This is a genomic window from Hyphobacterium vulgare (assembly GCF_042643335.1).
Lineage (GTDB): Bacteria > Pseudomonadota > Alphaproteobacteria > Caulobacterales > Maricaulaceae > Hyphobacterium > Hyphobacterium vulgare.
On the sequence record NZ_JBHRSV010000012.1, the window covers coordinates 42,381 to 65,050 of the forward strand.

The following is a 22,670-nucleotide window of genomic DNA, read 5'->3' on the forward strand; positions in this document are numbered from 1 at the left end:
GGCATGTGATGAAATGTCCGTAATTAAGGATTCGGGCGGTGGAGCCGCGCTACACCTGAGAGGCGAATGATGGCGGAAAGGAGTCGCGCGTGACGGGAAGTCCCGCGAACCTCAGGCAATCCGGCAAGGTGATGTTCGACCGGCGGGAGCTCGACGCCATATTGCGCGTCTACGGCCGCATGGTCGCGGCGGGCGAGTGGCGCGACTACGCCATCGACGCGATGAAGGAACAGGCGGTGTTCTCCGTCTACCGCCGCACCAGCGAACACCCGCTCTACCGCATCGTGAAGACGCCCGCCGATGCGCGCCGCCAGGGCGCGTGGCAGATTCTCGCCCCCGGCGGAACGATCCTGAAACGCGGTCAGGAAATCGCCAGCCTGCTGGCCTTCTTCGACCGCCGCCGCTTCCGCGTGGTGGAATAGTCGAAAAAAATGGGGTCCCCGCGCAGGCGGGGACCCGAATATTGCACCAGGTTCCGGATTCCCGCTTGCGCGGGAAACCCGGACAACCGCGTTCCTATTCCCGGTTGCCGAGGAACATCAGCAGGAACTGGAACAGGTTGATGAAGTTGATGTACAGCGACAGCGCCCCGAAATTGGTCGCGACCGCCATGCCGCGCTGGTCGCCGCCGAGCGCGTAATAGGTCGCCTTCAGGCGCTGCGTGTCCCAGGCGATCAGGCCCGAGAAGATCAGCACACCAGCCGCCGAGATGGCGTACATCAGCGCCGGGCTCTGCAGGAACATGTTCACGACCATCGCGATGAGCAGGCCGATCACGCCCATGATCAGGAAGCTGCCGATCGCCGACAGATCCTTCTTGGTCGTGTAGCCGAACAGCGACAGGCCGCCAAAGGCCGCCGCCGTCACGAAGAAGGTCGTGGCCACGCTCTCACCGGTATAGATCAGGAGAACCAGACCCAGCGACGCGCCGATCGAGGACACGACCGCCCAGTAGAGCAGGCCGGCGCCGCGTGCCGTCGGGTTCTTCATCAGGAACATCGAGCCGAACAGCAGCACCAGAGGCGCGAACTGCACGATCATGCCAAGCCCGGTCAGGCCGATCGAAGCGCCTTGCTGCGTCACCTGGACGGTGAACAGCAGGTCGCGGACGGCCGGGACCTGCGAGGTCGCGACAGCCAGCAGGCCCGAAACGATCAGGCCGAGTCCGAGCTTGTTGTAGACACCGAGCATGAAGCTGCGCAGCCCGGCATCGACGGACATGTCCATCGTCTGCGAGCCGGCATAGCCACGGGAAAATTCGTTCATTTCTCAGTCTCGCTTTCAGTAACCATTCCGGCCGCGCGCGGGATGACGCGCAGTCCGGTTCCGGGGTCAATATCGGTGCAGAGCCGCCGGGTGACAAGGGGAGACGGAGGCGGGGGTGAATCCCCCCTAGCGGGTCGGCGGCCCTGTCCGCAGCCAGTGTCACGAAATCGCCCTATAGCGTGCCTTCACTGGATTTTTGCGTCCGCCGAGGGATGTCCGCCGCGCCATGTCATTGCGTCTGTTCGCCGCCCTGCCCGTCCCCGACGAGATCGCGGAACGCCTCGTGCATCTGCAGAAGGGCGTGCCGGGCGCGAAATGGTCGCCGCGCGAGAATTTCCACATCACGTTGAAATTCTTCGGCGACATGGACGAGGCGACGGCCGAGGACCTCGACGCGGAACTGGCCTGCGCGCGTGTCCAGCCCTTCCAGCTTGCGCTCAAGGGGGCGGGAAGTTTCGGCAAGACCGACCCGCACGCGATCTGGATCGGGGTGGAATCCCACCCCTCGCTGATGCTGCTGGCACAGGCCTGTGACCGGGCGGCCCGCCGCGCCGGGCTGGTGGCGGAGAAGCGGCGCTACACGCCGCATGTCACGCTGGCCTATCTGAAGCGCACCGAAGTGGAACGGGTGCTGGCCTTCGAGCGCCGTTGCGCACTGTTTTCCACGCCCGCCTTCACCGTCGACCGCTTCTGCCTCTATTCCAGCCACCCGCGCGAGAATGCGCCGAACCTCTATCGCGTCGAGGCGGAATACCCGCTGGGATGAAGCCTCTTCCCTCCCCTTCAAGGGGAGGGACGCGAGCGGCTTCCGTCAGGAAGACGGGAGCGGGGTGGGGTGAGCGGGCGATCAAGACACCCCCACCCCGGTCGGCTGGCTGACGCGCAGCCTCCCGGCCCTCCCCTCAAGGGGGAGGGCGGATACCCATTCTATTCCGCGTCGAACACGCCTGGCAGTGTCACCGCATGCCATTGCCCGCCAACCCGGTAGAGCCAGTAGATATCGCCATAGGCTTCGGATCCGACCGAACCTTCGGCGCTGCATCCGGCCTCCGACGCGGCGACTTCACCCGCAAAGCTCGTCACCCACAGGCAGACCGTGTTGGAATGCTCGGCGGCCAGCGTCCAGCGGTTCAGGCTTTCGCGCGCATCATTGATCGCCTCGGCGCGGGTCCGGTCGACCGTCCCGCCGCCGCAGGCGAGCGGGTAATCGTCTCCCGCGCGGTGCATCATCACCCAGGCGCCGCCGGCTTCTGCCGTCGCCGCCGTGCGGCAGGCCGCGCTGGCATAGGCCGCGTCAACCGGCCGGTCGCCGATCAGCGTGGAAAGCACGGCGACCATCGCCTGACCCGGTTCACCGAGCGGACACTCGATCGCATTGCAGTCCTCGGATTGCTTGCGCGCATGGCGCACCACCAGGATATGCCGGTCGGCGGAGAGCAGGTCGGAGACCCGGTCTTCGGGCGCCTGCGCTAGCAGCAGCGGCCGGTCGAACATCATTTCCTGCGTCTGGGTCATCGCCAGCGCGGCGAAGGGCGACATGACCAGCGCGGCGAGGCCGGCAAAGGCCAGCGCGATGCGCCGCGTGTTGAACAGCGGCGGCGCGGCCTCGTCGCGGACCGGCGGCGTGAAGAGGTGCGGCATGGATCTGTCCTTCGCTCGGGGAGAGGCGGAGCGGGGCTCATACCCCTTTCAGGCGAGTCTGTGAACTGAACGGGGTGTGAGGTTTTTGTAAGGCATCCCTTCGGGGATGCCGCTATCCCCGCGAAGGCGGGGATCCCGTGAAATCACGTGTGACCGTCATCCCGACGAAAGTCGGGATCCGGTCGCGCCTGGAATCTGGATTCCGGCGTTCGCCGGAATGATGAGTTTAAGCATCAATCTCCGCGTCGAGCGCATTGGCGACGATGAAGTCGCGGCGCGGTTCGACGAGATCGCCCATCAGGCGCGAGAACAGCTCGTCCGCCCCGTCGAGTTCCTCGACCTTCACCCGGAGCAAGGAACGCGCATTCGGGTCGAGCGTGGTCTCCCACAGCTGGCTGGGGTTCATCTCACCCAGACCCTTGTAGCGCTGGATCTTCATCCCCTTGGCGCCAGCCGCGAGCACGGCATCGACCAGGCCGGTCGGCGTGAACACCCGCACCTCGCCCAGCTTGCCCGCGAACACCGCCGCGCCCTGATAGTCGCTGGCGAGATCGGAGGCCCGCTCGGTCAGGCGCTTGGCGTCGGGCGAGACGCGCAGCGCCTCGTCGAGCACGACCTTCTCGGTCACGCCGCGCACCTCGCGCTGGAACACCAGCCCGCCCTCGTCCGACACGCGGCCGGTCCAGTTGTCCTCGCCCTCGTCTGCGGTGAGGTTGAGCAGCGCCGCCGCCTTCTCGACATGGCCGTCGGCGTCGGGAGCCAGCGCCCCGGCCATCGCCGCGGCCTCGATCGCGAAGCCCGGCGCACGCGCCATCAGGCGCTCGACCGCCAGCTTCACCAGCCGCGCCGTCTTGACCCGCTCCAGCAGGTCCGGCCCGGCGATGACACTGCCGTCGGCGAGGGTCAGCGTCGCCTCCCCGCTGCCCTCTTCGAGCAGCGAGAGATCCATCTCCGCCTGGTCCTTCATGTAGCGTTCCGACCGGCCGCGCTCGACCTTGTAGAGCGGCGGCTGCGCGATATAGAGATGGCCGCGCTCGATCAGCTCCGGCATCTGCCGGTAGAAGAAGGTCAGCAGCAGCGTGCGGATGTGCGCGCCGTCGACATCGGCGTCGGTCATGATGATGACCTTGTGATAGCGCAGCTTGTTGTAGTCGATCTGGTCGCGGCCGATTCCGGTCCCGAGCGCGGTGATCAGCGTGCCGACCTGGTCCGAGCCGAGCATCTTGTCGAAACGCGCGCGCTCGACGTTCAGGATCTTGCCGCGTAGCGGCAGCACGGCCTGGTTTTCCCGGTTGCGGCCCTGTTTCGCGGACCCGCCGGCGGAATCGCCCTCGACGATGAACAGTTCGGACTTCGCCGGATCCTTCTCCTGACAGTCGGCCAGCTTGCCGGGCAGCGAGGTGATGTCGAGCGCCGACTTGCGCCGCGTCAGTTCGCGCGCCTTGCGCGCCGCCTCGCGGGCGGCCGCGGCCTCGACGATCTTGCCGACGATGGCCCTGGCCTCGGCCGGATGCTCCTCGAACCATTCGGCGAGTTTTTCGTAGACCGTGCCTTCGACCGCCGGGCGGACTTCCGACGACACCAGCTTGTCCTTGGTCTGGGACGAGAATTTCGGGTCCGGCACCTTCACCGACAGCACGCAGGTCAGGCCTTCGCGCGCATCATCGCCGGTGATCGCCACCTTCGACTTCGCCGCCAGCCCCGACGTTGCCGCGTAATTGTTGATCACCCGGGTCAGCGCGCCGCGGAAGCCGGCCAAATGGGTGCCGCCATCGCGCTGCGGGATGTTGTTCGTGAAGCAGAGAACCGCCTCGTGATAGCTGTCATTCCATTCCAGCGCTGCCTCGACCGAGACGCCTTCGCGCTCGCCGGTGACCAGCACGGGCGGGGTGAAGAGCGGCGTCTTGTTGCGGTCGAGATGCTGCACGAAGGCGGCCACACCGCCCTCATATTGCAGCACTTCCTCATACGCCTCCGGCGTGCGCTCGTCGCGGAACACGATGCGCACACCCGAATTGAGGAAGGCCAGCTCGCGCAGCCGGTGGATCAGCGTGTCGCGCTTGAACTCGATGTTGGAGAAGATCGTCTCCGACGGCATGAAGCGCACCAGCGTGCCGCGATTGGGCCGGCCCTTCTCGTCAATGCCGGCCTCGCCGGTGACTTCGAGGTCCTTGCCGTTTTCCGCATCGCCCATGCGGAAGCGCATCCTGTGCTCTTTGCCGCCCCGCCAGATCGTCAGGTCCAGCCATTCCGACAGCGCGTTCACGACCGACACGCCGACGCCGTGCAGACCGCCCGAGACCTTGTAGGAATTCTGGTCGAACTTACCCCCGGCGTGCAGCTGGGTCATGATGACCTGCGCCGCCGAGACGCCCTCGCCCTCGTGCAGGTCCACCGGGATGCCGCGGCCATTGTCCGACACGCTCGCCGATCCGTCGGCATGCAGCGTCACCGTCACCTTGTCGGCATGGCCCGCCAGCGCCTCGTCGATCGCGTTGTCGACGACCTCGTAGACCATGTGGTGCAGACCCGACCCGTCATCGGTGTCACCGATATACATGCCGGGGCGTTTGCGCACCGCGTCGAGGCCCTTGAGGACCTTGATCGAGCCAGCGCCATAGTCCTGTGAATTCTCGGGATTCGGTGTGTCGCTCATGCCGCGCACTCTAGCCGAATCGGGGTCGGAAGGCCAATTTCGGCGTGCAGTTTCACGGCGCTGTAAACCTAATGGAATCAGTGACTTGCGGGGCAGTACCCGGACTCGCTCAAACCGGGTGTCACACAGGCGTAAAAATCACCCGGTTTCCCGCCTTGATTCGGGTGCAAATGATGCACCCGCCCTCCCCCTTGAGGGGAGGGAAATGGAGCAGCGACTTACCGCACCACCAGAACGACCGCGACGGCGACCATCACCACCCCCGTCACCGCATCCGCCCAGCGCTTGAAGCCGCGCGCCTTCAGCCATCCGCGCGCCCGGTCGGCGAGGCCGACATGCACGGCGGCGGTCAGCGCATACATCGCCAGCATGATCGCCACCATGATCAGATAGGCGGTCAGATCGACCCGGGAGAGATCGAAGAAGGCCGGCAGGATCGACAGGTAGAAGACAATCGGTTTCGGATTGGTCAGCGGCATCGCCACGCCTGCCGCGTAGGTGGCGAGATAGCCGAGCCGGGATGTCGTGCCCCGGATCTTTTCCGGCGTCTCGGGATTGCGGAAAGACTGGAAGGCCTTCCAGGCGAACCACAACAGCACGCCCGCCCCGACCAGCTTCACGATCCACACCGACGGCCCCAGCTGCGACTGCAGCGCCGTCAGCCCGGTGATCGCCACCGTGATCCAGAAGATGTCGCCGGTGATGATGCCGCCGCCATAGACGAAGCCGTGCACCGGTCCGGCGTCGAGTGTGCGCGCCACCATGGCGACATTGCCGGGTCCCGGCGTGAAGAAGAGCACGAAGAGAAAGCCCGCAAAGGAGGCGTAGGAGGCAAGCGTCATCCCGGCGTCACCTCTCCGGCGTCAACCGCGAAGAAGCGCGTCTCGCCGCCAAAACCGTCGAACAGGCCGCGCTCCACCCCGGTCAGGAAGGCCTGCGCCCCGAGATCGGCGATCGCCTCGGCCAGGCCCGCCCGGCGCTGCGCGTCGAGATGCGCGCAGGCCTCGTCGAGCAGCAGCAGCGGCACCGCCCCGACGGCCCGCTGCAGCACCGCGGCATGCGACAGGGCAAGACGCACGACCAGCGCCTTCTGCTCGCCGGTCGAGCATTCCCCCGCCGGCCGGTCCTTGTCGCGGTGACGCGCGGTTAGATCGGTGCGGTGCGGGCCCCGTGACAGCGTCCGGCCCGAGGCGGCATCGCGGTTGCGGCCCTCGTGCAGCCGGTCCTTCAGCGCGTCCTCGGCATCTCCGGCCAGAAGGCCGCGCGCCAGGTCGGCCTCGGTCTCGCCCTCGAGTGCCAGTTCCGCCTTCGGAAAGGCGCTGTCCGGTGCGGCGTCGATTTCCGCCTGCAGCCGCGCCAGCGCATCAAGCCGGGCCGCCGCGATCGCCACGCCATGGCCCGCCATGTCGCTTTCCAGCGCGTCGAGCCAGGCCGGATCGGCCCGCCCCTCGTCGAGCAGGCGCTGGCGCCGCGCGCGCAGCTTGTCATAGGCCAGCAGCGCCTCGCCATGACCGGCATGGGACGCCGCGATCAGCTTGTCGAGAAATTTGAGGCGATCGGCGCGCGGCCCGGCGAACAGCCGGTCTTCCTCCGGCTGCAGGGCGAGCATCGGGAAGGCGCGGGCGAGCGCCGACCGTGTCGCCGGCGCGCCATCGAGCCGGGTCTCGCGCCGCGTGCCGGCGCGGGCGCCCGCCGCCAGCGTCACCTCACCGTCCGCCCCCTCGCCTTCGGCATAGACCGCCCAGGCTCCGGCATGACCGGACGCATCGTGACGCATCACCTCCTCGGTTTCCGCGCCCCGCAGCCCCTTGCCGGGCGCAAGAAAGGAGATGGCTTCGAGAATATTGGTCTTGCCGGCCCCGTTCGGCCCGAAGAACACATTCGCCCCCGGCCCCGGATCGAGGTCGAGCGCGCCATAGCCCCGGAAATCGGTGAGACGCAGGCGGTGAAGACGTGTAACGGACATCCTGGCGCGGACCCGCGCCGGCATCAGACGCGCAGCGGCATCAGCACGTAGAGCGCATCGGGATCGCCGCTGTCGGTCACGAGCGTCGGCGAGGCCGGGTCGGCAAAGTGGAATTGCGCCTCATTGCCCTCGATCTGGCCGGCCACGTCGAGCACGTAGCGGGCATTGAAGCCGATGGTGAACGACCCCTCGCCGAACTCGACCGGCATCTCTTCCGAGGCCTGGCCGGATTCCGGATTGTTTACCGCCAGCGTCAGCATGCCGTCATCGAGCGACAGCTTCACCGAGCGCGACTTCTCGATCGAGATCGTCGCCACCCGGTCCACGGCTTCCGCGAAGCGCTTGTTCTCGACCGTCATCGCCTTGGGATTGTCGCGCGGAATGACGCGCTCATAGTCCGGGAAGGCGCCATCGATCAGCTTCGAGGTCAGCACCGCCTTGCCGAGATGGAAGCGGATCTTGCCTTCCGACACCGAGACATCGATCTCGTCATCGGAATCCTCCAGCAGCCGGCGCGCCTCCTGCACCGTCTTGCGCGGCACGATCACGGCCGGCATGCCGGCCGCACCGTCGGGCAGATCGGTTTCCGACAGCGCCAGGCGCACCCCGTCCGTCGCCACGGCGCGCAGCGTCGCGCGGCCATCGCTGTCGGCGGCGTGCAGATGGATACCGTTGAGATAATAGCGCGTCTCCTCGGTGGAGATCGCGAACCGCGTCTTGTCGATCAGCCGCGCCAGCGCCTTCGCCTCGATGGTGAAGCGGGTCGCGAGATCCTCCGTCGGCATCATCGGGAAATCGCCCGGCGGCAGGCAGGGCAGCGAGAAGCTCGACCGGCCGGCCTTCAGGCTGATCCGCGGATCGTCGCCGGACAGTTCCAGCGTCACGTCGGCGCCTTCGGGCAGTTTCCGGGCAATCTCGTAGAGCGTATGCGCCGGGGCGGTCGCCATGCCTTCCCGATCGACCCGTGCGGGAACGCTTTCCTGGATCTCGATATCGAGATCGGTCGCCGCGAAACTGGCCCCGTCCGGCCCCGCCGTGATCAGCACGTTGGACAGGATCGGGATCGTGTTCCGGCGCTCGACTACGGCCTGCACATGGCCGAGGGCCTTGAGGAGGGCGGAGCGCTCGATGGTCAGCTTCATGGCGGTCAATCGTCTGGCTGGGGCCTGTCGCCGGAAGGCGGCGGGCGGAGAATGTGAGGCGGCCGGGCCGCGCGTCGGGAATACACCCTAACAGCGGGGAATCGGCTCGCGAAGAGGAGAAGAACACACCGCAATTCGCCCCGCCGCAAGACCCGAAGTCCAACGCGGCGGGGCAAGGCCGTCCGGCGTCAGCCGCGAATGTCCCGGGTGAGCGCCTCGATCTCGTCCTTCACCGGGTCGCCGGCATCGATCATCGCGATGACCTTGTTGACCGCGTGGATGACCGTGGAGTGGTCGCGGCCACCGAACCGCCGGCCGATATCGGGCAGGGAGCGGGTGGTCAGCGTCTTGGCGAGATACATGGCGACATGGCGCGGGCGCACCACCGTCTTGGTGCGGCGCTTCGACTGGATGTCGGCGACCTTCACGCCGTAGCGGGCGGCCACGATCTTCTGGATGTCGTCGACCGTGATGCGCCGCTCGCCAGGGATCGACAGCTCGCGCAGCGCGGCCTCGACCACCTCCATCGTCACCGGGCGGTCAAGCAGCGCCGTGCGCGCGATGATGTTGTTGAGCACGCCCTCGAGATCGCGCGCGCCGGACGTGACCCGGGCGGCCAGGAAATCGCGAATGCCTTCGGCGACCGTCAATGCGGGATAGTGTCCGCGCGCCTGGGCAATCTTGCAATCGAGGATCTTGCGCCGCAGGTCGAGATCGGGCCGCGACAGCTCGCAGGCAAATCCGCCGCGCAGCAGCGACGCCAGGCGCTGGTCGATCACCGGCAATTCGCTTGGCGGGCAGTGCGAGGCCAGCACGACCTGCCGCCCGTCCGCCACCAGCGACGCGACGGTGTGCAGGAATTCGTCCTCGGTCTTCGGCTTGCCGGCGATGAAATGCACGTCGTCGATCAGCAGGACATCGACCTTGCGGACCATGTCCTTGAACGCGAACGTGTCCTTCGCCCGCATCGCCGAGACGAAGCCCTGGAGAAACTCTTCCGCCGTCAGGTAGAGCGCCTTGCGCCGCGACGGCCCCAGCTCGACGGAATGCGCGATCGCATTGAGCAGGTGCGTCTTCCCGGATCCGTAATCGCCATAGAAGAAGGCCGGATTGAACGGCGACGGAGAGCCATTGACCACGGAACGTGCCGCGGCGCAGGCGACTTCATTCGACGGGCCGACCATGAAGGTGTCGAAGGTGAAGCGTTCGGCCGGACGGCGGACGGTGCGGACCTCGGCAGCGGCATCGCCGCCCGGACGGGCAGGCTCGGCCTCGACGGCCGGGGCCGCAGGCGCACGCATCGCCGCTTCGTCCTCGCTGATCACCGACAAGGGGCGCTTGCGGACGTCCAGCGCGCTCCAGAGGGCCTGGAGACGGGCGCCGGCATGATCCTCGACCCAGGCCCGCGAAAAGGCGTTCGGCGCCACGACCTCGATCTTGCCGTCGGCGGTCATGCGCACGCGCAAACGTGCCATTTCCGCCGAAAACAGGGCCGCGCCATACTCGCGCCTGAGGCGCGAACGGACTTCGCGCCAGATCTCCGAAATATTGGAATTGCCGGCCGGAATTCCGGTCGCCCCCGTGATAATTTCCTGTTTCGACACCGAAGCCCCCAACGTCTTTTTATTTAGCCTCTGGATCGGGCTATGCATTTGAATTCAGATCATAAATATCTCCCCGGGCGAAACGCGTTATGCATCGCCGCCCGACCGGATTTTCGTCCGCATGGAGAAGATCGTCCTGATGCCCCTAGACTAACCTCGGACCCCTCACCGTCAATATGACTCTGTCGGCATTTTCCGAGATTCTTCGCTTGACAGACGAAAATGCGTGAACGGATCAAGGTTTGCGATTTTACACTTTTTTTACGAATTGCAGTTGCCGCAAGCGGGGCCGGAATCGGCCCCTGCGGGCACGAAAAAACCCGTGACGGAATCGTCACGGGTTTCTCGAAACTGCCGCGAAGTCAGGCGCTGAAGATCAGCTCGCCATCGCCTTCACGCGGGCGCTCAGGCGCGACACTTTGCGCGAGGCGGTGTTCTTGTGGAACACGCCCTTTTGAACCGCGCGCATCATTTCCGACTCCGCCTTCGTCAGCGCGGCGCGGGCATTGCCCTGATCGCCGGCGGTGATGGCGGTCTCGACCTTCTTCAGGAAGGTGCGGACGCGGGAACGGCGCGAGCGGTTGATCGCGGTGCGGCGCGCAAGCTTGCGAACCATCTTTTTGGCGGAAGCCGTATTGGCCATGCGTCATCTGTCCGTATGTCTGTCGCCGCGCGGTCGCGGCGGTCAAAACCGAGGCGGGGCGTATAGCCCCGCCGCCTGTCTGCGTCAACAGGCCCGAGAGGCGGGCCGCAGCTTACTTGTGCTTGAAGTGGGCGGCACGCTTTTCCGCGAAGGCCGCCATGCCTTCCTTCTGGTCTTCCGTGGTGAATTGCGACTGGAACACACGGCGCTCCCAGCGAATGCCTTCGGTCAGGCCGATTTCGAACGAGCGGTTGATCGCTTCCTTCGTCATCATCGCGATCGGCAGCGATTTCGCAGCGATCGACTCCGCCGCCTCCATCGCCACGTCCATCAGATCATCGACCGGAACCACGCGGGAGACGAGACCGGCGCGCTCGGCCTCCTCGGCGTCCATCATCCGGCCGGTCAGGCACAGATCCATCGCCTTGGCCTTGCCCACGGCACGCGGCAGCCGCTGCGTACCGCCCGATCCCGGCATCACGCCGAGATTGATTTCCGGCTGGCCGAACTTGGCGGTTTCCGAGGCGATGATGAAATCGCACATCATGGCAATCTCGCAGCCCCCGCCCAGCGCATAGCCGGACACCGCCGCGATGATCGGCTTGCGGAAGCGGGCCACCGATTCCCAGGTCTTCTCGAACGGATCGTTGGTATAGAGGCCGACGAAGTCCTTGCTCTGCAATTCCTTGATGTCGGCGCCGGCGGCAAAGGCCTTCTTCGATCCGGTCAGGACCACGCAGCCGACATCGCTGTTGGCTTCGAACGCCGCCAGCGCTTCGGCCAGCTCCGTCGTCAGCGTGTCGCACAGCGCGTTCAGCGCCTCGGCCCGGTCGAGCGTGATCACGCCGACACGGCCCTCGGTCTTCACCTGGATCATCTTGTAGGCCATGGAGGCTCTCCAACTTGCCGGGGGCCAGCCCCCGCATCAGGGGCGGCGCTATAACGCAGTGCCGGGCGCGGGTCGAGACCCGCGCCCTTCACTTTCCGTGGAGCGGCTATTCCTGGGTGACGGTGAAGCCGCGGTCTTCAAGCAGGTCGATCAGGCCGCCTTCACCCGGCAGATGGCCCGCACCCACGGCGATGAACACCGTGCCCGACCCGGCCATCATGTCTTCCACGACATCGGCCCAGTGCGCATTGCGCTGCGCAATCAGCACGTCATAGACCTCCGGGGAATCGTCGCGGAAATCACCATTCATCAGCCGGTCGATCGTCGCCTGGTCGCCATTCGCCCAGGCCGTGACCAGCCCGTCCAGCGTGTCCGGCGCCTCGTCGATCTGGGCCAGCGTCTGCTCCAGAAGCTCGACCTCGATCTCGCGATCGAGATTGGCGAAGAATTGCAGCTGCTCCTCGACGGTCTCGAAATACTGCAAGTCCTTGCCCGCGCCGACCGCCTCGGGCCACAGCTGGGCCTCGACGCCGGAGGTCGGGTCGAAGCCTTCGATGACGGCATAGCCGACCGTGATCTGGACCGAGGCGAGCCACGGGCGCAGCGGCTCCAGCGCGGCCGGCGAGGTGCCGAGCAGAGGCGAGAGTTCGGCCAGCGCCGCATTCGCCTCGTCGGAAATCTGCGACGACAGCGGACGCTCCGGCGGGTTGAGGCCATAGCGCTGCAGCAGCGGCATCATGTTCGCCTGCTCGGCCGGGTCATTGACCGGGGCCTCGAACCAGACCGTGTCGGCGCTTTCGAACGCCGCCATCACGGCCGGCGCGCGCCATTCCACGTCGGGGCGCAGGATATGCACCGTGCCGAAGATGTAGATGTCGCTGTCTTCATCGGAGAGGTGCCACAGGCTCGGATCGGCCAGCGCCGGCGCGGTCAGTGCCAGCGCGGCGACACTGCCGGCAATCCAGGTCTTGAAGCTTGCGAATGCAGACATTTGGGAAAGTCCCTTCTCGATAGATCGGGTGTTGGGGTTTCGGTTCGCGCCGGAGACTGGCGTCCCGGACACGGCTCGTCCAGCGGGACCCGCCACGCGCGAGTCCCTATCGCTGGCAGCCCGGGCAGAAGAAGGTCGACCGTCCCGCCTGAACGAGGCGTGAAACAATGCCGCCGCAGTCCGCTTTGCGGCAGGGCTCACCCTCCCGGCCATAGGCCGCGAAGCTGTGCTGGAAATAACCCAGCGTCCCGTCCGCCGCCTTGAAGTCGCGCAGCGTCGTGCCGCCAGCGGCGATCGCCTCGTTCAGGATGTCCCGGATCGCCGGGACCAGCCGCGCCGACCGCGCGCCGGGGATGGTCGCCGCCATCCGGCGCGGGGATATCCCGGCCCGCCACAGCGCCTCGCAGACATAGATATTCCCCAGACCCGCCACGACGCGCTGGTCAAGCAGCGCCGCCTTGACCGGGGTCCGTTTCCCGGCGAGCACGGCATCGAGATGGGCTGGCGAAAATTCATTCCCGAGCGGTTCCGGACCGAGACCGGACAGGAAGGGCGAGGCGTCCTCTCCGCCCTCGGTCGGGAAAAGCGTCATGAATCCGAAGCGTCTCGCATCATTGAAGATGACGAAGATGCCGCCGCTCATCGCGAAGATCACATGATCATGCTTCTCGAGCCCACCGGCGGCATGATGGAAATCCCCCGGTGAATCCCCGCCCCCTTCCTCCGGCCAATGGATGGTGAACCGGCCGCTCATCCCGAGATGCATCAGCAGGGTCTCACCGGAGCACAGCCGCGCCAGCAGGTATTTCGCCCGCCGTTCCAGCGCCTCGATCGTCTGGCCTTCCAGGCGCTCGCGGAAGCGGTCCGGGAAAGGAAAGCGCAGATCGGGCCGCCGGATTTCGGCGCGCGCGATCACCCGGCCTTCCATGGCCGGGATCAGACCCCTTCGGACGGTTTCGACTTCGGGTAGCTCTGGCATGGAAAGGCTTCTAGCCCGCTTCCCCCCGCTCGCCTATGGTGCGCGCCATGAACGCTTCCGACACCGCTTCCTTCGGCTTCCGCGAGGTTCCGCGCGAGGAAAAGGCCGGCCTCGTGCGCGGCGTCTTCGACCGCTCCGCGCGCCGCTATGATGTGATGAACGACCTGATGAGCCTCGGCATTCACCGGGTCTGGAAGGACATGGTGATCACCGAGGCCAATCCGCGCCCCGGCCAGACCCTGGTCGATGTGGCCGGCGGGACAGGCGATCTCGCCCGCGCCTTCGTCGACCGCGCCGAGCGCGTGCGCAAGCGCCGCGGCGGCGAACCGGCCCGCGCCATCGTCACCGACATCAACGAGCAGATGCTGGTCGCCGGCCTCAAGCGCGGCACGGACGACCGCCTGCAATGGGTGACGGGCGACGCCGAATGCCTGCCCCTGCCCGACGCCATCGCCGATTGCGTGACCATCGCCTTCGGCATCCGCAATGTGACCAACCGCGACGCCGCGCTGAAGGACATGCGCCGGGTGCTGAAGACCGGCGGGCGTTTCCTGTGTCTCGAATTCTCGCGCCCGACCACGAAGGCGCTGGAACGAATCTATGACGCCTGGTCGTTCAACGCGATTCCGCGCATCGGAGAGGCGGTCGCGAAGGACCGGGACAGCTACCAGTATCTCGTCGAATCCATCCGCCGCTTCCCGCCGCAGGATGCCTTCGCCGACGAGCTGAAAGCCGCCGGTTTCGACCGCGTCTCGGTCACCAATTATTCCGGCGGCATCGCGGCGCTTCATTCCGGCTGGCGGCTCTAGGACACACGCATGAGTGATCCGGTTCTGGCCCTGGCGCTGATCGCGCTGCTCGGCATCGCGGCCCAGTGGCTGGCCTGGCGCACCCAGACCCCCGCCATCGTCTTCCTCCTGCTGGCGGGCTTCCTCGTCGGCCCGGCGACCGGGCTGATCGCACCCGACGAGACGTTCGGTGTCTTCCTCAAGCCGATGATTTCCATCGCCGTCGCCATCATCCTCTTCGAGGGCGGGTTGACGCTGAATTTCGCCGAGATCCGCGAAACGTCCGCCGCCGTCCGCCGGATGATCATCATCGGTGCCCCCCTGACCTGGGGGCTCGGCTTCCTGGCGGCTCACAACCTCGCCGGCCTGTCGGTGGAAACCTCCGCCGTCATTTCCGGCATCATGGTGGTCACCGGCCCGACCGTGATCATGCCGCTTCTGAGAACCGCGCGCCTGCCGCGCCGGCCCGCCTCACTGCTGCGCTGGGAAGCCATCATCGTCGATCCGATCGGCGCGATCTTCGCGGTCATCGCCTATGAGGGTGCCGTCTCGCTCGCCCAGGGCGATGGCCTCCTGGAGATCGCCATGCGGCTCGGCGGCGCGATCGTCATCGGCACGATCATCGCCCTGGCGACGAGCCGGCTGATCGCGGCGGCCTTCGTGCGCGGCCTCGTCCCCGAATTCCTCAAGGCACCTCTCATTCTCGCCGCCGTCGTCATCGCCTTCGGCGCGACCAATATCGTCCTCGAGGAGGCCGGCCTCCTGACCGTCACCATCATGGGTATCGCCTTCGCCAATTCGCGGCTGGCAAGCCTCGAGGAGTTGCGCCGGTTCAAGGAGACCATCACCATCGTCCTGGTGTCCGGCCTGTTCATCGTGCTCACCGCCTCGATCACGCTGGGCGACATCATGCAGATCGGCGTCCGCGACCTCCTCTTCCTCGGCGCACTCCTCCTCGTTATCCGCCCCCTTGTCGTCCTGTCGACGACGCTGGGCTCGAAACTGACCTGGAAGGAGCGGATTCTCTGCGCCTGGATCGCCCCACGCGGCATCGTCGCCGTCGCGGTTTCCGGCCTGTTCGCCGCCAGCCTCGTCGAACACGGCGTGGAAGATGCCGGGCGCATGGTGCCGCTCGCCTTCCTCATCGTGATGGTCACCGTCGTCCTGCACGGCTTTACCATCCGGCCGTTTTCCAACTGGCTGGGCATCACCCGCGCCGAACCGCCGGGCCTCCTGATCGTCGGCGGATCACCCTGGTCAACGGCGCTGGCGCGCAAGGCGGCAGAAATGCAAATGCCGGTCCTGATTGCCGATGCGAACTGGAACCATTTGTCACCGGCACGGCGCGACGGCATCCCCATCTATTACGGCGAGATCCTCTCCGAGGCCGCCGAACACCGCCTCGACATGGCGCAATATGGCGCGCTCATCGCCGCCACCGACAACGACGCCTACAACGCCCTCGTCTGTACCGACCTCGGCCCCGAAGTCGGGCGCAGCCAGGTCTTCCAGCTCGGCCGGACTCGAGTCCAGGACGGGGACGGGCACGCCGATATCGAGCGCGCCGAGCGCCACCAGCTGCACTTCACCGTCGGCGGGCGCACCCTGTTCCGCGACGGGATGAGCTACACCCAGCTGCAGCGCATGCTGGCGGAGGGCTGGGTGTTCTCGCGCACGCGCCTCAGCGAGGAGTTCGGCTATGACGACTTCCTCGCCTCGCGCGACCCGGAGACCAAGGTGCTCTTCATCCTGAAGACGAACGGCCGGCTGGCCTTCTCCACAACGGCCGAGCGGGTCAATGCCGGTCCGGACGATGTCGTCGTCAGCTTCGGTCCGCCGGTGAAGGATGTGGTTGAACGGGCCGAGGAAAACCATTCCCACAAGCCGGTCGACACCCCGCACGGGAAATAATTTCGGCCCGCGTGTCGAAATCGGGCTTTGCCGGACGTCCTTGTCGTGATCGCATCGATTTCCGGTGCGGCATTTCACACCGAAAGGACCGGACAGACATGCAGTATGCCATCCTGATCTACGAGACGCCGGACGACTTCGCCGCGCGCGACGATCACCGCAAGGACGAGTACTGGGCCCCCTGGTTCGCCTACAGCCAGGCCGCGAGCGAGGCCGGCAAGACGGTCGGCGGCGCCTGCCTGCAGGGGCCGGACACCGGAACGACGCTCAAGAACGGCGTTGTCGAGGACGGACCCTATGCCGACACACGCGAGCAGCTTGGCGGGTTCTTCCTGATCGAGGCTGGCACGCTCGACGAGGCGATGGACTGGGCGGCGCGCTGCCCCGCCGCCGCCAACGGCGCAGTTGAAGTCCGCCCCGTACAACCCACGAACCGCGCCTAGGAGGCTGTCATGCAATTCATGCTCCTGCTGCACGAGGCCGAGGAAAACTTCTTTGGCCTGACCGAAGCCCAACAGATGGCGATCGTTGGCGAACACATGGCCTATTCCGACGCACTGGCGAAAGCCGGCGCCATGGTTTCGGGCGCGCCGCTTTCGGCGGCACACACCGCCCGCCTGGTGCGCGGCACCGCCGTCGAGGACGGTCCGTTCGCCGACTCCCGCGAACAGCTGGGCGGTTTCTACGTCATCGAGGCAGCCTCGATGGACGAGGCGGTCGAGTGGGCCAAGCGCTGTCCCGCGGCCAGGACCGGAACGGTCGAAGTCCGCCCCGTCCCGGACTATGGCGGCTGATCCATCACAGGCCGGGCAGGCTCGCGCGGCGGCCGAAACCGCCGCGCGGACGGCCTATGGCCGGCTCATAGCCTGGTTGTCTGCGCGCAATCGCGATGTCGCCTCCGCCGAGGACGCACTGGCCGACGCCTTTCTTTCGGCGCTCGAAACCTGGCCGCTGCGCGGCGTACCGGAACGCCCGGAGGCCTGGCTGCTGGCGGTTGCCCGCCGCCGCCTGGTGGATCGCGCACGCCGCAACGCCACGGCCGAAACCGCCGCTCCCGACCTGGTGCGGCAGATCGAGGAAGCCGAGATGACCGCCAATGCCGAGGCAAGCGTCTTCCCCGACGAACGCCTGAAACTGCTCTTCATCTGCGCCCATCCGGCGATTGCCTCGAACGTTCACACGCCGCTGATGCTGCAGACCGTCTTCGGCTTCGATGCGGCCCGCATCGCTGCGGCCTTCCTCACCGCGCCCGCCGCTATGGGCCAGCGCCTGGTACGGGCGAAGGCGAAGATCCGCGCCACCCGGCCCGGCTTCGGCGAACCCGGGCGATCGGATTGGCCCGACCGGCTCGGGGCCGTCCTGTCCGCCATCTACGCGGCCTATACCGCCGGCTGGGACGACCCGGCCGGGCTCGACGGGGTCCGCAGCGGTTTTGCCCGCGAGGCGATCGCGCTCGGACGGATGACATCCGCCCTCCTGCCCGGCGAAGGCGAGGCTCACGGCCTGCTCGCCCTGATGCTCCACTGCGAAGCCCGCAAGCCGTCGCGGCGCGACATGGCGGGCGATTTCATTCCGCTGTCCCGGCAGGACACCTCACGCTGGGACCGCTCCCTGATTGCGGAGGCCGAGACCGCGCTGCGCCGCGCGATCGAATGCGGCCCGCCGGGCCGGTTCGCGCTCGAAGCCGCCATCCAGTCCGCACACGCCGCGCGCATGGTCCGCGGATCGGCCGACTGGGACGCGATCGTCCAGCTCTACGACCGCCTGGTGACGGTCACCCCGGCGCTCGGTGCGCAGATTGCCCGGGCCGCAGCCCTGGCCGAAAGCGGCCGTGCGGACGCCGGCCTTGCCGCCCTCGACCGCATCGATCCCGGACGCGTGAGCGACTTTCAGCCCTGGTGGGCGACGAGGGCACACCTGCTGGCCGAAGCCGGGCAAAGGGAAGCGGCCGGGAACGCCTATCGACGGGCCGCGGACCTGACCGCCGATCCCGCCGTGCGTGACTGGCTGCTGAAACGCGCCGCGATGCTTTGACGCAGGTCATTGTTCCGATCGTCCCCGATATGCGATGACGGGAAACGGGGAGGGACATTGCGTGCCCGAATCGTCGAAGCCCTCATTTGCCGACCTGTTCACACCCAAACTCGTCACGGTCCTGCGTGAGGGCTATGGAAGCGCGGCATTCCGCGCCGATCTTCTTGCCGGACTGACCGTCGCCATCGTCGCCCTGCCGCTGTCCCTTGCCATCGCCGTGGCGTGCGGCGTCTCGCCGGAACGCGGACTCTATGCCGCGATCATCGGCGGCTTCATCGTTTCGGCGCTCGGCGGCAGCCGGTTTCAGATCGGCGGGCCGGCCGGAGCCTTTATCGTCCTGATCGCGGCGACCGTCTTGCGGCACGGTCTCGACGGGTTGCTGCTTGCCGTCCTTTTGTCCGGTGTGATCCTGATCGCAGCCGGCCTTCTGCGTTTCGGCACATATGTGAAATACATCCCGTTTCCGGTCACGGTCGGCTTCACCGCCGGAATCGGCCTGATCATCCTGGCCAGCCAGATCCGCCCCGCCCTCGGCCTCGTGGTCGACGGTCCCGAACCCGCAGGGCTTCTCGAGAAGTTGCCGCTCCTCTGGCAGGCGCTTCCATCGGTGAACACACCCGCATTGGCCATTGCCGCGGGCACGGCCGGGCTCATCCTCGCCCAGCGCCGCTGGCTGCCGAAATGGCCGGGCATGCTGATCGCGATCGTGCTGGCCAGCCTCGCCGTCTTCGTCCTGCGGCTTCCCGTCGAGACGGTTGTCAGCGTGTTCGGCGAATTGCCTCGTGGCCTGCCCATGCCCCGCCTGCCGGACCTGTCGCAGGACCGGGTCATGGCCGTCCTGCCGGACGCGTTCGCCTTTGCCCTGCTGGGCGCGATCGAATCTCTGCTTTCGGCCTCGGTGGCAGACGGCATGACGGGGCGCCGCCACCGGTCGAATTGCGAGCTCGTTGCCCAGGGCGGAGCCAATATTGCCTCGGCTCTGTTCGGCGGCCTGCCCGTGACCGGCACGATCGCCCGGACCGCAACCAATGTCCGTGCCGGCGCGCGCGGCCCGGTGGCGGGCTTGGCGCATGCGGCCTTTCTTCTGGTCTTTCTTCTCCTGGCCGGACCCGTACTGGCCTACATTCCGCTGGCGGCGCTCGCCGGCGTGCTTGTCGTCATCGGCTGGACCATGATCGAACACCGGGCGATCGCGATACTGGCCCGCACGTCCGCCGGGGATTTTGCCGTCTTTGCCGTCACGCTGGGCCTGACCGTGTTCCGCGACCTCGCCGAGGCGATCGTGGCGGGCTTCGCGCTCGGCGCGATCCTGTTCATCCGCCGCATGTCGGAAACCACCTCCGTCACCGGCGATCCGCCACTGGCCGCGACCGACCAGGCCGATCGGCTGGCCCCCTACAGCCCGGACGAGGCCGGCGATTCCGGCACTGTGGTCTATCGGGTCACCGGCACCCTCTTCTTCGGTGCGGCCGCCTCGGTCGGTGCCGTGCTCGACCGCATCGCCGAACGCCGGACAACGCTGATCCTCGACCTGTCGGACGTGCCGCTGATCGATTCCACGGGCGCTCACATGCTCGCCGGTCTTGCCGAACGCTCGCAGCGGCGCGGAACCGGCCTGGTGCTGCGCGGCACCACCCCGGCCATGCGTAGCGTGCTGGCCGGATATGGCATCGGCGAACCCGCAGTGCGGTTCGAAGCCGCCGATGGACAGTCCGGCAGCTGATCGCTAACCCTCTGGCGACGGGGGACAATGATGGCCGCACCGCAACGCTCGCTGCAACGCCGGGTCTGGGCCCTGCTCTATACCGGCGGCAAGGATTTCACCTGGGGGCATTTCGCCGTCGTTGCGGTGATCATTGCCTCGCTGGTTCTGCTCGCCGTCCAGACCGAGCCGGGCCTCGACCCGGACATGCGGCGGCGCATCCTCCTTCTGGACGCGGTCATTCCGGTCCTGTTCGGCGCGGAATTCCTGCTCCGGGTCTGGGCCGCCGGTGCCGACCGCACCTTCTCCGGTCCGGGCGGGCGGCTCGCCTATTTCCGCCAGTGGGTGGTCGTCTTCGACCTCCTCGCCTTCCTGCCGGAACTGATCGTGCTCCTGCTCTTCCCGGAAGTCTGGGCGACCGCACGCTGGGTCCGTCTCTTCCGCCTGTTCCGTCTTCTGAAGCTGTTCGCCATGTTCCCGGCCTTCCGCGAGATCGGTCAGGCGGTCCGCGATGCCGGCCGCCGGCTGGCCGCGACCGCCGCCATGGCCGGCGTCATGCTGTTTTCCTCGGCCGTCCTGCTCTATGTGGTCGAGGCCGATGCCCAGCCTGACGCCTTCGGCTCGGTGCCGCGCGCCCTGTGGTGGGCGGTCGCGACCTTGACGACGGTGGGCTATGGCGACGTCTATCCGATCACCACGCTGGGACGGATCGCGGCCGGCTTCGTTGCCATCCTCGGCGTCGGGCTGGTCGCCCTGCCCGCAGGCATACTGGCATCGGCCTTCGCCGAGCGACTGGGGCCGCGGCGATAGGTGATACCCGCCCCGGCGCGTCGGTTCGACGCGCTGGTCAGGCGCTTCCATCCCCTCTAAACAGCCCACGATGTTCGCGACGATCGCCCACCTCGCCCGCCTGACCCGCGCCGCCGTGACGCTGGCGCGTCATGACGCGATTCTGCCCGCCGAATATCAGGAGAAGCTGCCCGCCGCGGCGCGCATCCTGTCGCGCGGCCTGCGGCTGATCGCGCGCCGCGACCGCGCCGACAATCCCGGCGAGCGCCTGGCCCGGGCGCTGGAAAGCCTCGGCCCGTCCTACGTCAAGTTCGGCCAGGTCCTCGCCACGCGCGGAGACGTCGTCGGCGAGCGCTTCGCGCGCGGTCTGTCACGGCTGCAGGACCGGATGCCGCCCTTCGATCACGCCAAGGCGGTGAAAACCGTCGAGACCGAACTCGGTCGTCCTCTGGACGCGCTGTTTGCTGAATTCGGACCGGCCATCGCGGCCGCGTCCATTGCGCAGGTCCACAAGGCGGTCACGACCGATGGCGACACGGTCGCCGTCAAGGTCTTGCGCCCCGGCATCGAGCAGCGTCTCGCGCATGACATCGCCGCCATGCGGCTTGGCGCGAAACTGGTCGAATCCCTTTTCCCGGCCTCGCGCCGTCTCGAACCGGTGAAATTCGTCGAAACCGTCGCCCGGGCCACCGAAATGGAGATGGATCTCCGCCTCGAGGGCGCCTCGGCCAGCGAGCTGGCCGAGGCCGCGGCGCCGGCCGATGATTTCTTCATTCCCGACGTGCATTGGGACCGCAGCGCGAAGCGCGTCCTCACGACCAGCTGGGTCGATGCCATCCCGCTGACCGACATCGACGCGATCGCGGCGGCGGGCATCGACCGGCCGAAACTGGCCACCTCGCTGACCCGCGCCTTCCTGACCTGCGCCATGGACCGCGGCGTGTTTCACGCCGACATGCATGCCGGCAACCTCTTCGCCGACACGGACGGTCATCTCTGGGCGGTCGATTTCGGCATTGTCGGGCGGATAGGGCGCGCCGAGCGCCGTTTCCTCGCCTTGATCCTCCACGGCTTCCTGACCCGTGACTACAAGCGAGCCGCCGAGGCCCATTTCGCCGCCGGCTATGTTCCCGCGCGCCATTCGGTCGATGATTTCGCCGCCGCGCTGCGCGCCGTCGGCGAACCGATCTTCGGCAAGCGTGCCGACGAAGTGCCGATGAGCCGCGTCCTCCTGCAGCTGTTCGAGATCACCGATCTGTTCGACATGCGCCTGCGCCCCGAGCTCGTCCTGCTGCAGAAGACGATGGTCCAGGCCGAAGGCGTCGCCCGGGCGCTCGACCCGCGTCACAACATGTGGGCCGCCGCCGCCCCCGTGGTCGAAACCTGGATGAAGCGCGAACTGGGTCCCGAAGGCATGATTCAGGACACATTGGAAGAACTTCGCGACCTGCACGCCGCCGTCCGCAAACTGCCCCAGGCGCTCGACGACTGGGCCGAAGCGGGTGCCCGTCTGCGCGCGGGTGAAGTCAGCCTCGCCCCGGAAACGCTGGACCGGATCGATGCCCGCCGCCGCGAAGGCCGCGTCTGGCGCTGGCTCGGCGTCGTCCTTGCTGCAGCGGCCGCCGGCGCGGCGGCAGCCTGGGTCGTCACCTCCGCGCTGTAGACCGTC

Annotated in this window: 21 protein-coding genes; 10 read left to right on the plus strand and 11 right to left on the minus strand. The window is 67.2% G+C overall.

The window, feature by feature from the left end:
* Nucleotides 1–131: 131 nt before the first annotated feature.
* Nucleotides 132–422 carry a DUF2794 domain-containing protein gene (locus ACFOOR_RS07185; protein ID WP_343164970.1) on the plus strand — a complete coding sequence of 97 codons (291 nt, stop codon included), beginning with the start codon at nt 132–134 and terminating at the stop codon, nt 420–422.
* 94 nt (nt 423–516) lie between these two features.
* Here ACFOOR_RS07185 and ACFOOR_RS07190 read toward each other — a convergent pair whose 3' ends face one another.
* Entirely contained in the window at nt 517–1,266 is a 750-nt protein-coding gene (locus ACFOOR_RS07190; protein ID WP_343164924.1) for a Bax inhibitor-1/YccA family protein, read from the minus strand.
* A gap of 226 nt (nt 1,267–1,492) precedes the next feature.
* Here ACFOOR_RS07190 and thpR point away from each other — a divergent pair, with 226 nt between their 5' ends.
* Entirely contained in the window at nt 1,493–2,032 is a 540-nt protein-coding gene (gene thpR / locus ACFOOR_RS07195; protein ID WP_343164923.1) for an RNA 2',3'-cyclic phosphodiesterase, read from the plus strand.
* Nucleotides 2,033–2,193: 161 nt separating this feature from the next.
* On the opposite strand, the gene ACFOOR_RS07200 is transcribed toward thpR, so the two are convergent.
* From ACFOOR_RS07200 to mutM, 10 genes are all read right to left on the minus strand, one after another.
* Nucleotides 2,194–2,907, minus strand: coding sequence for a hypothetical protein (locus tag ACFOOR_RS07200; protein ID WP_343164922.1), 714 nt, complete (start codon nt 2,905–2,907; stop codon nt 2,194–2,196).
* Between the two features lie 226 nt (nt 2,908–3,133).
* Nucleotides 3,134–5,563: a DNA topoisomerase (ATP-hydrolyzing) subunit B gene (gyrB, locus tag ACFOOR_RS07205; RefSeq protein ID WP_343164921.1), complete on the minus strand. Its 2,430-nt coding sequence runs from the start codon at nt 5,561–5,563 to the stop codon at nt 3,134–3,136.
* Between the two features lie 218 nt (nt 5,564–5,781).
* The gene (locus ACFOOR_RS07210) at nt 5,782–6,405 is read right to left on the minus strand and encodes a LysE family translocator (RefSeq protein WP_343164920.1); all 624 of its coding nucleotides are present in this window, start codon (nt 6,403–6,405) and stop codon (nt 5,782–5,784) included.
* A complete protein-coding gene (recF, locus tag ACFOOR_RS07215; RefSeq protein ID WP_343164919.1) occupies nt 6,402–7,529 on the minus strand; it encodes a DNA replication/repair protein RecF in 1,128 nt (375 codons plus the stop codon). Before recF ends, ACFOOR_RS07210 begins: the two co-directional genes overlap by 4 nt.
* A gap of 23 nt (nt 7,530–7,552) precedes the next feature.
* Nucleotides 7,553–8,671, minus strand: a complete 1,119-nt coding sequence (dnaN, locus tag ACFOOR_RS07220; protein WP_343164918.1) for a DNA polymerase III subunit beta — start codon at nt 8,669–8,671, stop codon at nt 7,553–7,555.
* A gap of 188 nt (nt 8,672–8,859) precedes the next feature.
* Complete coding sequence (gene dnaA, locus ACFOOR_RS07225; RefSeq protein WP_343164917.1) at nt 8,860–10,275, minus strand: chromosomal replication initiator protein DnaA; 1,416 nt, start codon at nt 10,273–10,275, stop codon at nt 8,860–8,862.
* A 376-nt stretch (nt 10,276–10,651) separates the two neighbouring features.
* On the minus strand, nt 10,652–10,918 hold the full coding sequence (gene rpsT / locus ACFOOR_RS07230) for a 30S ribosomal protein S20 (RefSeq protein WP_343164916.1): 267 nt from the start codon (nt 10,916–10,918) through the stop codon (nt 10,652–10,654).
* Nucleotides 10,919–11,030: 112 nt separating this feature from the next.
* A complete protein-coding gene (locus tag ACFOOR_RS07235) occupies nt 11,031–11,807 on the minus strand; it encodes an enoyl-CoA hydratase (protein ID WP_343164915.1) in 777 nt (258 codons plus the stop codon).
* A 106-nt stretch (nt 11,808–11,913) separates the two neighbouring features.
* Nucleotides 11,914–12,798: a TraB/GumN family protein gene (locus ACFOOR_RS07240; RefSeq protein WP_343164914.1), complete on the minus strand. Its 885-nt coding sequence runs from the start codon at nt 12,796–12,798 to the stop codon at nt 11,914–11,916.
* A 106-nt stretch (nt 12,799–12,904) separates the two neighbouring features.
* Nucleotides 12,905–13,777: a bifunctional DNA-formamidopyrimidine glycosylase/DNA-(apurinic or apyrimidinic site) lyase gene (gene mutM / locus ACFOOR_RS07245; RefSeq protein ID WP_343164913.1), complete on the minus strand. Its 873-nt coding sequence runs from the start codon at nt 13,775–13,777 to the stop codon at nt 12,905–12,907.
* Nucleotides 13,778–13,824: 47 nt separating this feature from the next.
* Between mutM and ACFOOR_RS07250 the strand changes: the two genes are divergently transcribed.
* The 8 genes from ACFOOR_RS07250 (at nt 13,825) to ubiB (ending at nt 22,664) form a co-directional block, all read left to right on the plus strand.
* Nucleotides 13,825–14,586 (plus strand): class I SAM-dependent methyltransferase, encoded by a 762-nt coding sequence (locus ACFOOR_RS07250; protein WP_343164912.1) that lies wholly within the window; start codon nt 13,825–13,827, stop codon nt 14,584–14,586.
* Between the two features lie 9 nt (nt 14,587–14,595).
* Complete coding sequence (locus ACFOOR_RS07255) at nt 14,596–16,476, plus strand: cation:proton antiporter (protein ID WP_343164911.1); 1,881 nt, start codon at nt 14,596–14,598, stop codon at nt 16,474–16,476.
* Between the two features lie 98 nt (nt 16,477–16,574).
* Nucleotides 16,575–16,919: a YciI family protein gene (locus tag ACFOOR_RS07260; RefSeq protein WP_343164910.1), complete on the plus strand. Its 345-nt coding sequence runs from the start codon at nt 16,575–16,577 to the stop codon at nt 16,917–16,919.
* 9 nt (nt 16,920–16,928) lie between these two features.
* A complete protein-coding gene (locus ACFOOR_RS07265) occupies nt 16,929–17,270 on the plus strand; it encodes a YciI family protein (protein WP_343164909.1) in 342 nt (113 codons plus the stop codon).
* Nucleotides 17,260–18,510, plus strand: a complete 1,251-nt coding sequence (locus tag ACFOOR_RS07270) for an RNA polymerase sigma factor (RefSeq protein WP_343164908.1) — start codon at nt 17,260–17,262, stop codon at nt 18,508–18,510. Before ACFOOR_RS07265 ends, ACFOOR_RS07270 begins: the two co-directional genes overlap by 11 nt.
* Before the next feature lie 34 nt (nt 18,511–18,544).
* The gene (locus ACFOOR_RS07275) at nt 18,545–20,233 is read left to right on the plus strand and encodes a SulP family inorganic anion transporter (protein WP_380214163.1); all 1,689 of its coding nucleotides are present in this window, start codon (nt 18,545–18,547) and stop codon (nt 20,231–20,233) included.
* A 30-nt stretch (nt 20,234–20,263) separates the two neighbouring features.
* Nucleotides 20,264–21,022, plus strand: coding sequence for an ion transporter (locus ACFOOR_RS07280; RefSeq protein WP_343164906.1), 759 nt, complete (start codon nt 20,264–20,266; stop codon nt 21,020–21,022).
* 70 nt (nt 21,023–21,092) lie between these two features.
* On the plus strand, nt 21,093–22,664 hold the full coding sequence (gene ubiB / locus ACFOOR_RS07285) for a 2-polyprenylphenol 6-hydroxylase (protein ID WP_343164905.1): 1,572 nt from the start codon (nt 21,093–21,095) through the stop codon (nt 22,662–22,664).
* Nucleotides 22,665–22,670: the final 6 nt, after the last annotated feature.

Bases quoted from the DNA above. Each gene is read 5' to 3' on its own strand.
- ACFOOR_RS07185 (WP_343164970.1), top strand. From the start codon at position 132: ATGTTCGACCGGCGGGAGCTCGACGCCATATTGCGCGTCTACGGCCGC.
- ACFOOR_RS07240 (WP_343164914.1), bottom strand. From the start codon at position 12,798: ATGTCTGCATTCGCAAGCTTCAAGACCTGGATTGCCGGCAGTGTCGCC.
- recF (WP_343164919.1), bottom strand. From the start codon at position 7,529: ATGTCCGTTACACGTCTTCACCGCCTGCGTCTCACCGATTTCCGGGGC.
- ACFOOR_RS07250 (WP_343164912.1), top strand. From the start codon at position 13,825: ATGAACGCTTCCGACACCGCTTCCTTCGGCTTCCGCGAGGTTCCGCGC.
- mutM (WP_343164913.1), bottom strand. From the start codon at position 13,777: ATGCCAGAGCTACCCGAAGTCGAAACCGTCCGAAGGGGTCTGATCCCG.
- ACFOOR_RS07235 (WP_343164915.1), bottom strand. From the start codon at position 11,807: ATGGCCTACAAGATGATCCAGGTGAAGACCGAGGGCCGTGTCGGCGTG.
- gyrB (WP_343164921.1), bottom strand. From the start codon at position 5,563: ATGAGCGACACACCGAATCCCGAGAATTCACAGGACTATGGCGCTGGC.
- ACFOOR_RS07275 (WP_380214163.1), top strand. From the start codon at position 18,545: ATGACGGGAAACGGGGAGGGACATTGCGTGCCCGAATCGTCGAAGCCC.
- ACFOOR_RS07210 (WP_343164920.1), bottom strand. From the start codon at position 6,405: ATGACGCTTGCCTCCTACGCCTCCTTTGCGGGCTTTCTCTTCGTGCTC.
- ACFOOR_RS07200 (WP_343164922.1), bottom strand. From the start codon at position 2,907: ATGCCGCACCTCTTCACGCCGCCGGTCCGCGACGAGGCCGCGCCGCCG.
- dnaN (WP_343164918.1), bottom strand. From the start codon at position 8,671: ATGAAGCTGACCATCGAGCGCTCCGCCCTCCTCAAGGCCCTCGGCCAT.
- ubiB (WP_343164905.1), top strand. From the start codon at position 21,093: ATGTTCGCGACGATCGCCCACCTCGCCCGCCTGACCCGCGCCGCCGTG.
- ACFOOR_RS07270 (WP_343164908.1), top strand. From the start codon at position 17,260: ATGGCGGCTGATCCATCACAGGCCGGGCAGGCTCGCGCGGCGGCCGAA.
- rpsT (WP_343164916.1), bottom strand. From the start codon at position 10,918: ATGGCCAATACGGCTTCCGCCAAAAAGATGGTTCGCAAGCTTGCGCGC.
- thpR (WP_343164923.1), top strand. From the start codon at position 1,493: ATGTCATTGCGTCTGTTCGCCGCCCTGCCCGTCCCCGACGAGATCGCG.
- ACFOOR_RS07255 (WP_343164911.1), top strand. From the start codon at position 14,596: ATGAGTGATCCGGTTCTGGCCCTGGCGCTGATCGCGCTGCTCGGCATC.
- ACFOOR_RS07265 (WP_343164909.1), top strand. From the start codon at position 16,929: ATGCAATTCATGCTCCTGCTGCACGAGGCCGAGGAAAACTTCTTTGGC.
- ACFOOR_RS07190 (WP_343164924.1), bottom strand. From the start codon at position 1,266: ATGAACGAATTTTCCCGTGGCTATGCCGGCTCGCAGACGATGGACATG.
- ACFOOR_RS07260 (WP_343164910.1), top strand. From the start codon at position 16,575: ATGCAGTATGCCATCCTGATCTACGAGACGCCGGACGACTTCGCCGCG.
- ACFOOR_RS07280 (WP_343164906.1), top strand. From the start codon at position 20,264: ATGGCCGCACCGCAACGCTCGCTGCAACGCCGGGTCTGGGCCCTGCTC.